The organism is Methylobacterium sp. WL119, assembly GCF_008039875.1.
Lineage (GTDB): Bacteria > Pseudomonadota > Alphaproteobacteria > Rhizobiales > Beijerinckiaceae > Methylobacterium.
This window is the reverse complement of record NZ_VRUU01000025.1, coordinates 41,141-52,881: the sequence shown is the minus strand read 5'-3', so window position 1 is coordinate 52,881 and position 11,741 is coordinate 41,141. Positions and strand designations below refer to the sequence as shown.

Sequence of the window (11,741 nt, the reverse complement as noted above, 5' to 3'; positions counted from 1 at the left end):
GGCACGAACGGGGCGGCGGCGCGGGGCTGGGACTGGGTCAGCATGATATCGTCGCGCATCACCGGAGCCGCCTCGATGCGGGGCTCGGCGTGCTGCACCGGCTCGGGGGCCGGGCGCGCGGGCTGGACGGGGGCCGGCTGAGCCTGCGTCACGGCCGGCTCGGCCGCGGCGCGAAAGCTCGGGGCGTTCTGGGCGGCGCGCGAGCGGGCCTCGGAGCGCAGGCGCTCGGCGACCTCGGCGATGCGCTGCTCGGTCTCGGCGATCTCCTTGTTGTTCGGCGAGTTGGCCGAGATCAGCGCCGGCTCGATCCCGGTGGCGACGACCGAGACGCGGATGATGCCGTCGAGGCTCTCGTCGAAGGTCGCGCCGAGGATGATGTTGGCTTCCTGGTCGACCTCCTCGCGGATGCGGGTGGCGGCCTCGTCGAGCTCGTACAGCGTCAGGTCGGCGCCGCCGGTGATCGAGATCAGCAGGCCGCGGGCGCCCTTCATCGAGACGTCGTCGAGGAGCGGGTTGGCGATCGCGGCCTCGGCCGCGCGGCTGGCGCGCTTCTCGCCGGACGCCTCGCCGGTGCCCATCATCGCCTTACCCATGCCGCGCATGATCGCGCGCACGTCGGCGAAGTCGAGGTTGATCAGGCCTTCCTTGACCATCAGGTCGGTAATGCAGGCGACGCCCGAGTAGAGCACCTGGTCGGCCATCGCGAAGGCGTCGGCGAAGGTGGTCTTCTCGTTGGCGACCCGGAACAGGTTCTGGTTCGGGATCACGATCAGCGTGTCGACGGCCGCCTGCAGCTCCTGGATGCCGGCTTCCGCCGTGCGCATGCGGCGCAGGCCCTCGAACTGGAACGGCTTCGTCACGACGCCGACGGTGAGGATGCCCATGTCGCGGGCGGCGCGGGCGATGACGGGGGCCGCGCCGGTGCCGGTGCCGCCGCCCATGCCGGCGGTGATGAAGCACATGTGCGCGCCCGAGAGCTGGTCGCGGATCTCGTCGATCACCTCGTCGGCGGCGGCCGAGCCGACCTCGGGGTGGGAGCCGGCGCCGAGGCCCTGCGTCACGCCCAGCCCCATCTGGATCACGCGCTCGGCCTTCGACGAGGTCAGCGCCTGGGCGTCGGTGTTGGCCACGACGAACTCGCAGCCGAGCAGACCCGACTCGATCATGTTGTTGACGGCGTTGCCGCCGGCGCCGCCGACACCGAACACGGTGATGCGGGGCTTGAGTTCGCGGATGTCAGGCGCCTGGAGAGAGATGGCCATGGTGTCGAGCCCTTCGTGACCTTTAACGCGTTGTCCGGAGCGCCTCCGTGGAGGAAGCGCCGATTCGTCGAGGCCGGGCGCGAGAGGGCGCCCGGGAAAACGCCTAGAAACCCTGCTTCAGCCACTCGTAGACGCGGCCGATGTAACCGTCGGTCCCGGTGCCGGCGAAGGCGCGCTGCCCCCGCGGCTCGAAGTGCTCGGCATGCGCCACCTGCGGGTAGACCAGCAGGCCGACCGCGGCCGAGAAGGCCGGACCCTTGGCCGCCTCGGGCAGGCCGCGGATGCCGAGCGGGCGCCCGATCCGGACCTGGCCCTGCATCACCCGGCGGGTGACCTCGGGCAGGCCGACGAGCTGGCTCGCGCCGCCTGTGAGCACGACCCGGCGCCCCGCCTGGGCGGCGAAGCCGGCCGCGCGAAGGCGGTCGCGGACGAGCTCGACCACCTCCTCGACGCGCGGCTTGATGATCCGCACCAGCTGCGAGCGCGGAACGTGGTTCGGGGTCTCGCCCTCGTCCTCGCCGACGCCGTGGACGGCGATCATGTCGCGCTCGTCCGACGGGGTGGCGATGGCCGAGCCGTAGAGCGTCTTCAGCCGCTCGGCCGCCGCGACCCGGGTCGAGAGCCCGCGGGCGATGTCCATGGTGACGTGGTGGCCGCCGACCGCGATCGCGTCGGTGTGGACGAGATGCCCCCCGGAGAACACGCCGAAGCTCGTGGTGCCGCCGCCCATGTCGACGACGCAGACGCCCATCTCGGCCTCGTCGTCGACCAGCGCCGAGAGGCCGGCGGCGTAGGGGGTGGCGATCACCGCCTCGACGCCGAGATGGCAGTGCTCGATCGCGAGCATGACGTTGCGGGCGGCCGCGGCTTCCGCCGTGACGACGTGGAGGTCGACCCCGAGCGCCTCGCCGATCATCCCCGAGGGGTCGATCACCGCGCCCTGGCCGTCGAGGGCGTAGCCGGTCGGCAGCGCGTGCAGCACGGCGCGGCCGGGGCTGACGCCGTGGGCGCTCGCGGTCTCCAGCACGCGCTCCACGTCGGCGCCGGTGACGGTGCCGGTGCGGACGTTGACCCGCGCCTGGAAGTGCTGCGAGGCGAGGCGCCCGCCGCTCATGTTGACGATGACCGACTGGACCTCGACCTTGGCCATCCGCTCGGCGGCGTGCACCGCCTGGCGGATCGCGCCCTCGGCGGCCTCGAGGTCGACGATCGCGCCGCCCTTCAGCCCGTGCGAGCGCTGGTGGCCGATGCCGATGATGCGGGCGAGGTGCGTCCGGCCCTTCAGCGTGGTGAGGGCTTCGGCCGGCTGCAGCTCGGCGATGAGGCAGACGACCTTGCTGGTGCCGATGTCGAGCACCGACAGCGTGGTGCTGCGGCGCGCCGAGAGCGGCTTCAGGCGGGGCGTCAGGCCGTGTTGGGAATGCATCAGCGCTTACCGACGAAGGACGGGGAACGGGCGGGGCGGCGGGTGGACCGGACTGCGCTCACGTCGCGGTCCCCTTCTTCGTCTTCTTCTGCGCCTCGGCCCGGGCGGCCGCGGCCTCCTCGGTGAGGCGGACCACGACCCGGTCGGGCATCCGCAGATCGACCGCGATGATGTCCTTCTCCAGCAGGCGGTTGGCGCGCTCGAGCTCGACCAGCCGGGCCAGCGCGGCTCCGGGCTCGATTTCCGGCAGGCGGATGTCGACGCCGTCGAGCTTCAGGGTCCAGCGCCGGCCGGAGACGTAGGTGCCGGCGCGGATGCGGTCGGCGAGCGGGCCGGCCGCGGCGACCAGGGCGAGGTACTCGCCGAGCTTGGTGTTGGCGTCGTCGCCGACGACCAGCGGCAGGCTCGCGTAGCGGTCGTCGCGCATCGTATCGATGATCGTGCCGTCGGCGGCGATGACGCTGATCTCGCCGTTCATCTGCCACAGGGCGGCGGGCTCGCGCTCGACCTGGTTGATGACGATCTCGCGGGGATAGATCTTGCGCACCGAGACGGAGGCGATCAGCGGCACCCGGAGCAGGCGGGCACGCACCTCGGCGACGTCGAGGAAGGGCACGGACGAGCGCCAGTCGATGCCGGCGGCGGCGAGCACCTCGCGCTCGTACATCCGCGAGATGCCCGAGATGGTGACGCGCTCGACGCCGAAGCCGGCGACGCGGGCGAGGATGTCGAGGGGGCGGCCGTTCTCGATGACGAAGGCGTCGTAGCGGCCGCTGGCGACGAAGCCGGCGAGCGCCAGCGCCCCGAAGGCCGTGCTGAGGCCGAGGGCGCCGATGCCGCGCGGCAGGCGCTCGGCCATCGACGGCCCGGGCCGGCCGCGGCGCATCGAGTCGGACCGGCGCAGGAAGCGCGGAAGCCGGGCGAGGACGCCGCCGACGAGGCGCGCGGCTGGACCGGTCGCGCCGGGAAACCCAGCGGGGCTCAGCGGCCCAGAGACGCGTCCTCCACCATCCATCGCACGAACTCACCGAAACGATACCCAGCATGGGCGGCCATGTCCGGCACAAGGCTGGTCTGGGTCATGCCGGGTTGCGTGTTGACCTCCAGGACGACGAGGGCACCGGTTCCACCCGGTGTGTCGTCGTAGCGAAGGTCGGCACGGCTGACGCCCCGGCAGCCCAGTGCTTGATGCGCCGTTAACGACAACTCTTGGACACGCTGGTAAACATTTGGTTTAAGTTCGGCCGGCAGGACGTGGATCGAGCCTCCCGGCGCGTACTTCGCGTCGTAGTCGTACCACCCCCCCGAGGCGGCCTTGATCTCGATCACGCCGAGGGCCCGGTCGCCCATCACCGCGCAGGTGAGCTCGCGGCCCGCAACGTAAGTCTCCACAAGGACTTCCTCCCCGAACGCCCATTCGTCCGAGGCCAGGATCTGCGGCGGATGCGAGCGCCCGTCGCGGACGATGATCACGCCCATCGAGGAGCCTTCGGAGACCGGCTTGACGACGTAGGGCGGGGCGATCGGGTGTGACTTCGCGGCATCATGCCGGTTAACGACCAGCCCTTCCGGGACGCTGACGCCGGCCGCCCGCATCACCACCTTGGCCCGCTCCTTGTGCATGGCGAGCGCGGAAGCGAGCACGCCCGAATGCGTGTAGGGAATGCGCAGGATCTCGAGCAGGCCCTGGATCGTGCCGTCCTCGCCCGCCGGCCCGTGCAGCGCGTTGAAGGCTGCATCGGGCCGAAGCTCGGTCAGCACCGATGCGATGTCGGCCCCGACGTCGACGCGGGTGACGCGATAGCCCTCTCCCTCCAGCGCGTCGGCGCAGGCGGTACCCGAATTCAGCGAGACCTCGCGCTCGGAGGAGGTGCCGCCCATCAGGACGGCGACGTGCTTGGACATGGAGGGCTCCGGGGCGCGTGTCGAAGGGGGACGAACGGGCGGCCGGCGCCCGTGTTCAGATAGCCTCTGCCCAGCCCACGCTGTTTGCGAACGCGGACGAGGGGTCAGAGGTCACGATAGGCCTTCCCGTCTTCGGGACCTGCCCACTCGGAAAAGGTGCCGAACGGATCGCCGGTCAGCGTAGGCGTCGATCTGTCGACGGAGATTCCGATCCGCTTGATCTCCCAGTGCAGCTCGACCCCGCTGGTCTCGCGCACCCGCCGGCGCACCTCCTCGCCAAGCTCCTCGATGTCGGCGGCCGTGGCGCCGTCGCGATTGATCAGGAAGTTGCAGTGCATCTCGGAGACCTGCGCGCCGCCCCGCGTCAGGCCGCGGCAGCCGGCGGCGTCGACGAGCTGCCACGCCTTGCCGCCCGGCGGGTTCTTGAAGGTCGAGCCGCCGGTGCGCTCGCGGATCGGCTGCGCGGCTTCCCGCGCCGCGGTCACCCGCGCCATCTCCGCCTCGATCGCCGCGCGCTCGCCGGGGCGGCCGCGGAACAGGGCGCTCGTGAAGATCACGTCGTCGGGCGCCGCCGCATGACGGTAGGTGAAGCCCATCTCGGCATGGCCGAAGCGGCGGAGCGCGCCGCGCCGGTCGACCCCGCGCGCCTCGAGGAGCACGTCGGTGGTCTCGCCGCCATGGGCGCCGGCGTTCATGCGCAGGGCGCCGCCGACCGAGCCCGGGATGCCGCGGAAGAAGGCGAGCCCGTCGAGCGACGCTTCGGCCGCCGCCTTCGCCAGGCGCATGTCGGGCACGGCGGTGCCGGCCTGCAGGCGGTCGCCGTCGACCTCCACCGCTCCGAACGCCTTGCCGCCGAGCCGGATCGTCACGCCGGGAATGCCGCCGTCGCGCACGATCAGGTTCGAGCCGAGCCCGATCACCGTCACCGGGATCTCGGGATCGAGACCGGCCAGGAGGTGGGCGAGATCCTCCTCGTCGGCCGGCGTGAACAGCACCTGCGCCGGGCCGCCGACGCGGAACCAGGTCAGGTCGGACAACGCCGCGTTCACCAGCAGCCGCCCCCGCAGGGCCGGCGCGGCGGCGCGGATCGCCGGCGTGATGTCGGGGAAGGCGGTCATCGGTTCGCTCCCCCCCTCCCCGCACGCGGGGAGAGGGCTTCGTCGACCCCGTCGTCGACGAAGCGAGGCGGCAGCCGAGGGTGAGGGGGCGGGGTCAGGACGGGTGCGTCCGGCGACGTCCCCTCACCATCGCCCTTCGGGCTAGCCACGCCGACGACGAGGTCGTCGCGGCCCTCTCCCCGCGTGCGGGGAGAGGGGGGGAGCGCGCTGAAGATCGTATCGAGAACGACTGACGGGCTGCTCATGATCTCCGCGTTCCAAAACCGCAGGACGCGGTAGCCCAGATCGGCCAGCCATGCATCGCGAGCGCGGTCGTAGGCATTGTCGGCGTGCTGGCTGCCATCGATCTCGATGATCAGCTTCGCCTCACGGCAGCAGAAATCGGCCACGTAGCGGCCGATGCTCTCCTGCCGAACGAACTTGAACACGGCCAGCCGCCGATCGCGCAAGCGATACCACAGCGTCCGTTCGGCCTCGGTCTGCCCCTGCCGAAGGCGCCGCCGAAATGCCGTGCGCTCGCTGTCGGCCGGGCTCATTCGAGCTCACCCCTTGAACGCCGCCAGCTCCGCCGGCAGCGCGTAGGCCCATTGCGTGATGTTGCCGGCGCCGAGGCAGACGACGTAGTCGCCCTCGGTCGCGTGCGCGGCCACGATCCCGGCGAGGTCTTCCGGGCGCTCGAGCGCCTGCGCGTCGCGGTGGCCGCGGGAGCGCAGGCCGGCGACGAGGCCGTCGCGGTCGATGCCCTCGATCGGCGCCTCGCCCGCCGCGTAGACGGGGGCGACGATGACCGTGTCGGCATCGTTGAAGCAGGTGCAGAAATCGTCGAACAGCGAGGCGAGGCGCGAGTAGCGGTGCGGCTGCACGATCGCGATCACCTTCGCGTCGGTGGAGGCGCGGGCGGCCTTGAGCACCGCCTTGATCTCCACCGGATGGTGCCCGTAATCGTCGAAGATCTGGGCGCCGTTCCATTCGCCGGTGCGGGTGAAGCGGCGCTTGACGCCGCCGAACCCGGCCAGCGCCTTGCGGATCGCGTCCGCCGGCACGCCGAGCTCGTGCGCGACGGCCAGCGCCGCGGTGGCATTGAGCGCGTTGTGCTTGCCCGGCATCGGCAGGACGAGGTCCTCCATCTCCATGCGGAAGCCCGGACGCCGGTCGCGGATCATCACGCGGAAGCGGCTCTGACCGCCGCGCAGGTCCACGTCGATGAGGCGCACGTCGGCCTGCGGGTTCTCGCCGTAGGTGATGATGCGGCGGTCCTCGATGTGGCCGACGAGGTCCTGGACGACGGGATGGTCGATGCACATCACCGCGAAGCCGTAGAACGGGATGTTGTCGATGAAGCGCCGGAAGGCGTCCTTGACCGCGTCGAACGAGCCGAAATGGTCGAGATGCTCCGGGTCGATGTTGGTGACGATGGCGACGTCGGCCGGCAGCTTCAGGAAGGTGCCGTCAGATTCGTCGGCCTCCACCACCATCCATTCGCCCTCGCCCATGCGGGCGTTGGTGCCGTACGCGTTGATGATGCCGCCGTTGATCACCGTCGGGTCCATGTTGCCGGCGTCGAGCAGCGTCGCGACGAGGGAGGTCGTCGTGGTCTTGCCGTGGGTGCCGGCGATGGCGACGCAGGACTTGAAGCGCATCAGCTCGGCCAGCATCTCGGCCCGGCGCACCACCGGCAGCCGAGCCTCGCGCGCGGCCATCAACTCGGGGTTGTCGCGCTGGATCGCGGTCGAGACGACCACGAGGCCGGCATTCTCGACGTTGGCGGCGGCATGGCCGACGAAGGTCCTCATGCCCTTGTCGGCCAGCCGCCGCACGTTGGCGTTGTCCGAGGCGTCGGAGCCCTGCACCGTGTAGCCGAGGTTGTGCATCACCTCGGCGATGCCGGACATGCCGATGCCGCCGATGCCGATGAAGTGGATGGGACCGAGCTTGTCGGGCAGCTTCATGGGAGGAACCGTTCGATGACGGGACTGCGCGGAGGCATGCGTCCCGGAAGAATCAGGTGCGGGCGGCCGTGTCGACGACCACCGCGGCGAGCCGCTCGGCGGCGTCGTGGATGCCGGCGCTTTTCGCGGCTTGTGCCGCCGCGGTCAATTTCTCGGGATTCGCGAAGGCGTCGACCAGCTCCGCGGTGAGCCGGTCCGGCGTGAACGCGGTCTGCGCGACGGCCAGGGCCGCGCCGATCTTGGCCAGCGTCGCGGCGTTGGCGGCCTGGTCCTGGTCGAGCGCCCCGGGCAGCGGCACCAGGATCGACGGCCGGCCGATGGCGGCGAGCTCCGAGACCGTCGAGGCGCCCGAGCGGGCGACCACGAGGTGGCTCGCTGCCATCCGCCCCGGCAGGTCCTTGAAGAACGGCGCCGCCTCGATGCCGGCGAGCCCCATGGCGAGGTAGTCGTTCTGCACCGCCGTCAGGTCCTCGGGGCGGACCTGCTGCACGAGGTGGAGGCGGGCCCGCAGGTCGGCCGGAAGCTGCGCCAGGGCTTTTGGCACGACCTCGCCCATCACCCGCGCGCCCTGGCTTCCGCCGAAGACGAGGAGGTGCAGGGCGTCCGCCGGCCCGAGCCGCGGATAGGCGACCTTCGCGGCCTCGAACACCGCCGGGCGCAACGGGTTGCCGGTGTGGACGCGGGGGGCACGCGCCTTGTCGGGGACGCCGCGGACCTCCTTGAAGCCGGTGGCGATGGTGCGGGCGCCGCGCGCCAGGAAGGCGTTGGCCCGCCCCATCACCGCGTTCTGCTCGTGGATGATCGTCGGCACGCGCAGGATCTGGCCGGCGAGCATCGGCGGCACGGTCGGGTAGCCGCCGAAGCCGACGATCGCCGCCGGGTTGATGCGCTTGACCGCCTTGGCCGCCTCCGCGAAGCCGCGGCCCAGCGTCAGCACCGCGCCGGCCCGGCGCAGCATCGAGCGGCCGGACGGGGTCGCCGAGGTGATGGTGACGATCTCGGAGGCCGGGAAGCCGCCGCTGATCGAGTCGACCCGCGCGTCGGTGGCGAGCACCACGCGGATGCCCCGCGCCCGCAGCGCGTGGGCGAGGCTCTCGGCCGGGAACAGGTGGCCGCCGGTGCCGCCGGCGCAGAGCAGGATGGTCGGCGTGAACACCGTCACCGCATGACTCCGGCGACGGTGGCCGGCGCGGTGCCGGGCGGCTTCTGGCTCAGCATCGTGGTGCGCGGGCGCTTGCGGGTGAGCGCCACGAGGAAGCCCATGCCGAGCGCGAGCGAGATCAGCGACGAGCCGCCGTAGGAGACGAACGGCAGCGTCATGCCCTTGGCCGGCATGAGCTGGGTGTTCACCGCCATGTTGATGCAGGCCTGGAGGCCGAAGAGCGTGATCAGACCGGTGATGGCGAGCCTCGAGAAGGTGTCGTCGGTGCGGCGCGCGAGCTTGAGCCCGCGCAGCACGATGTAGGCGAACAAAGCGACGAGGCAGAGGCAGACCAGCACGCCGAACTCCTCGCCGGTCACCGAGAAGATGAAGTCGGTATGGGCGTCGGGCAGGTGGCGCTTGGCGATCCCCTCCCCCGGGCCGGTGCCGAACCAGCCGCCGGAGCGGAACGATTCCTGCGACCAGAAGGTCTGGAAGCTGTCGCCCGAATCCTTGTCGAGGAAGCGGTTGAAGCGCTCGCGGACGTGGTGGAAGAAGGTGTAGGCGGCGAACACCCCGGTCAGGCCGAGCACGCCGAGCACCGCCACCCAGATCAGGTGCAGGCCGGCGACGAAGAACAGCGCGCACCACACCAGCGTGATCAGCATCGTCTGCCCGAAATCGGGCTGCAGCAGCAGCGGCACGATGGTGATCGGCAGGAGCAGGATCGCAAGGAAGCCGCCCGGCATGTCGCGGCGCTGCGCGCCCTCCGAGAACGCCCAGGCGGCGACCACGACGAAGGCGGGCTTGACGAACTCCGAGGGCTGCAGGCCGAACGAGCCGAACTGGATCCAGCGGTGGGCGCCCTTGATCTCCGGCCCGAACTTGCCGGCGAGGAGGCACAGCGCGACGCCCGCGAGCCAGGTGCCGAGCGCCAGCCGGCGGATGCCGCGCAAGCTCAGGAACGAGACCGCGCAGATCAGCAGGATCGTCGGCGCGAGGTACATCGCCTGGCGGTTGAGAAAGTAGAAGGTCGGCAAGCCGATGCGCTCGGCTACCGGCGGCCCGCCGCCCATGAGGAAGACGAGGCCGGCGACCATCAGGGCGGCGAGCGCCGCGAGCAGGCCGCGGTCGACCGTCCACCACCAGTCGGTCAGGGGCGTGCGTTCCGCGCGGGAGATCATGGGCGTGCGACGGCCTTGCGAGCGGTCGCGCAGGGGCACGCGACGGTCGAGAGCGATCCTGTCCGCGAATGGTAAACGCATCCTTGCGAAACCGCGCCGGAGCCGCCGCCCGTCCCGTCAACCCCCGGCGCCTCCTCGCCGATCGGTCGCGCCACGGTCGACCGAATACGAAATCTTAACAGCAAAAACGCAATCTTGGATTGTGTTCACTTCGGCATCGCATTGCGAAGATGCCGCGCCGGGACGATCCGCCCATGTTCGCTGCACGCAAGACTGTCGAAGCCGCCGCCAAGCTTGCCGCCCTCGACCGGGTGCAGGGGGTGATCGAGTTCGACCTCTCGGGCCGCATCCTCCACGCCAACGCGAATTTTCTCGCAGCTGTGGGCTACAGCCTGCCCGAGCTGGTCGGGCAGCCGCATGCGATGCTGGTCGATCCGCAGTACCGGGACTCGGCGGAGTACAAGGCGTTCTGGGATCGTCTCCGCAGCGGCGCGTTCAGCGCGGGCCAGTTCCGGCGGATGGCGAAGGGCGGCCGCGACATCTGGATCGAGGCCTCCTACAACCCGATGATCGGGCGTGACGGCAAGCCCTACAAGGTGGTGAAGTTCGCCACCGACATCACGCAGCAGAAGGCCGAGGATGCCGACCGGGCCGGCCAGATCGCGGCGATCGACAAGGCGCAAGGGGTGATCGCCTTCGATCTGGACGGCACCATCCTCGAGGCCAACGCGAACTTCCTCGCCGTGGTGGGCTACGACCTCTCCGAGGTCCGCGGCCGCCCGCACAGCATGTTTGTCGAGCCGGCCTACGGGCAGAGCGCGGACTACGCGGCGTTCTGGGCGGCGCTGAAGCGCGGCGAGTACCAGGCGGCGCAGTACAAGCGCATCGCGAAGGGCGGCCGCGAGGTCTGGATCCAGGCGACCTACAACCCGATCTTCGACGCCTCGAACCGCCCCTACAAGGTCGTGAAGCTCGCCACCGACATCACCGATCAGGTCATGCTGCTGGCCAACCTCCGCAGGCTGATCGAGCGCAACTTCTCCGAGATCGACCAGGCGATCACCCGCTCGGCGGACGGGTCGGGCGCGGCATTCGCGGCCGCGGAGACGACGTCGGGCAACGTGGCGACGATGGCGGCGGCGGCGGAGGAACTGGCCGCCTCCGTCGCCGAGATCTCCCTGAGCATGGGATATTCGCGCGGGGCGACCGACGCCGCCTTCGAGCGGGTCCAGGCGGCCGGCGGGTTCACCCAGCGCCTCTCGGAGGCTGCCGGGTCGATGAGCGGCATCGTCGGGCTGATCCAGTCGATCGCCGCGCAGATCAACCTGCTCGCGCTCAACGCCACCATCGAGGCGGCGCGTGCCGGAGAAGCCGGACGCGGCTTCGCGGTCGTCGCGAGCGAGGTCAAGAACCTCGCCAACCAAGCCGCCCGTGCGACGGAGCAGATCGGCGCCGAGATCAACGGCCTGCAGGGCCTGTCGAGCGAGGTGGTCGGCGCCCTCGATGCGATCAGCGGCTCGGTCGACATCATGCGCGAGAACGTCGTCGCGACGGCGAGCGCGGTCGAGGAGCAGAGCATCGTCACGCGCGACCTGTCGCAGAGCATGCAGGCCGCGGCCCAGGCCGTCGCGGCGATCACGGCCAACATCAGCACGATCTCGGGCTCGGTGACGGAGGTCTCCGTCGCGGTGGCGACGACGCGCGAAGCGGCTCGCGTGCTCGCCCGGTAGGGCGACGTCCGGCGCGGGGCTCGCCC

The 11,741-nt window shown here is 71.0% G+C and carries 10 protein-coding genes; 1 reads left to right on the top strand and 9 read right to left on the bottom strand.

All coding sequences use genetic code 11. The features are described from left to right. The 9 genes from ftsZ to FV227_RS11810 form a co-directional block, all read right to left on the bottom strand. On the bottom strand, nucleotides 1-1,262 hold a 1,262-nt coding region (gene ftsZ, locus FV227_RS11850), incomplete at its 3' end, for a cell division protein FtsZ (RefSeq protein WP_147858991.1). Nucleotides 1,263-1,365: 103 nt separating this feature from the next. Beyond that, complete coding sequence (gene ftsA / locus FV227_RS11845) at nucleotides 1,366-2,688, bottom strand: cell division protein FtsA (RefSeq protein ID WP_147729212.1); 1,323 nt, start codon at nucleotides 2,686-2,688, stop codon at nucleotides 1,366-1,368. Nucleotides 2,689-2,746: 58 nt separating this feature from the next. Further along, a complete protein-coding gene (locus FV227_RS11840; protein ID WP_147858990.1) occupies nucleotides 2,747-3,703 on the bottom strand; it encodes a cell division protein FtsQ/DivIB in 957 nt (318 codons plus the stop codon). Further along, nucleotides 3,670-4,593, bottom strand: coding sequence for a D-alanine--D-alanine ligase (locus tag FV227_RS11835; RefSeq protein WP_147843728.1), 924 nt, complete (start codon nucleotides 4,591-4,593; stop codon nucleotides 3,670-3,672). The genes FV227_RS11840 and FV227_RS11835 overlap by 34 nt, the downstream gene beginning before the upstream one ends. A 104-nt stretch (nucleotides 4,594-4,697) precedes the next feature. Next, complete coding sequence (murB, locus tag FV227_RS11830) at nucleotides 4,698-5,711, bottom strand: UDP-N-acetylmuramate dehydrogenase (RefSeq protein ID WP_246686439.1); 1,014 nt, start codon at nucleotides 5,709-5,711, stop codon at nucleotides 4,698-4,700. Then, nucleotides 5,708-6,247, bottom strand: coding sequence for an endonuclease domain-containing protein (locus FV227_RS11825; protein WP_147727667.1), 540 nt, complete (start codon nucleotides 6,245-6,247; stop codon nucleotides 5,708-5,710). The genes murB and FV227_RS11825 overlap by 4 nt, the downstream gene beginning before the upstream one ends. A 6-nt stretch (nucleotides 6,248-6,253) precedes the next feature. Then, complete coding sequence (murC, locus tag FV227_RS11820; RefSeq protein WP_147727666.1) at nucleotides 6,254-7,660, bottom strand: UDP-N-acetylmuramate--L-alanine ligase; 1,407 nt, start codon at nucleotides 7,658-7,660, stop codon at nucleotides 6,254-6,256. A 52-nt stretch (nucleotides 7,661-7,712) separates the two neighbouring features. Further along, nucleotides 7,713-8,822, bottom strand: a complete 1,110-nt coding sequence (murG, locus tag FV227_RS11815; RefSeq protein ID WP_147727665.1) for an undecaprenyldiphospho-muramoylpentapeptide beta-N-acetylglucosaminyltransferase — start codon at nucleotides 8,820-8,822, stop codon at nucleotides 7,713-7,715. Further along, on the bottom strand, nucleotides 8,819-9,985 hold the full coding sequence (locus tag FV227_RS11810) for a putative peptidoglycan glycosyltransferase FtsW (RefSeq protein WP_147727664.1): 1,167 nt from the start codon (nucleotides 9,983-9,985) through the stop codon (nucleotides 8,819-8,821). The genes murG and FV227_RS11810 overlap by 4 nt, the downstream gene beginning before the upstream one ends. A 254-nt stretch (nucleotides 9,986-10,239) precedes the next feature. On the opposite strand from FV227_RS11810, the gene FV227_RS11805 reads away from it, so the two are divergent. Continuing rightward, nucleotides 10,240-11,715, top strand: a complete 1,476-nt coding sequence (locus FV227_RS11805; RefSeq protein ID WP_147858989.1) for a PAS domain-containing methyl-accepting chemotaxis protein — start codon at nucleotides 10,240-10,242, stop codon at nucleotides 11,713-11,715. The last annotated feature ends 26 nt before the right edge of the window (nucleotides 11,716-11,741 follow it).

Coding starts and splice junctions, on each gene's coding strand:
- ftsA (WP_147729212.1), bottom strand. CDS start 2,688: ATGCATTCCCAACACGGCCTGACGCCCCGCCTGAAGCCGCTCTCGGCG.
- FV227_RS11840 (WP_147858990.1), bottom strand. CDS start 3,703: ATGGATGGTGGAGGACGCGTCTCTGGGCCGCTGAGCCCCGCTGGGTTT.
- FV227_RS11835 (WP_147843728.1), bottom strand. CDS start 4,593: ATGTCCAAGCACGTCGCCGTCCTGATGGGCGGCACCTCCTCCGAGCGC.
- murB (WP_246686439.1), bottom strand. CDS start 5,711: ATGACCGCCTTCCCCGACATCACGCCGGCGATCCGCGCCGCCGCGCCG.
- FV227_RS11825 (WP_147727667.1), bottom strand. CDS start 6,247: ATGAGCCCGGCCGACAGCGAGCGCACGGCATTTCGGCGGCGCCTTCGG.
- murC (WP_147727666.1), bottom strand. CDS start 7,660: ATGAAGCTGCCCGACAAGCTCGGTCCCATCCACTTCATCGGCATCGGC.
- FV227_RS11810 (WP_147727664.1), bottom strand. CDS start 9,985: ATGATCTCCCGCGCGGAACGCACGCCCCTGACCGACTGGTGGTGGACG.
- FV227_RS11805 (WP_147858989.1), top strand. CDS start 10,240: ATGTTCGCTGCACGCAAGACTGTCGAAGCCGCCGCCAAGCTTGCCGCC.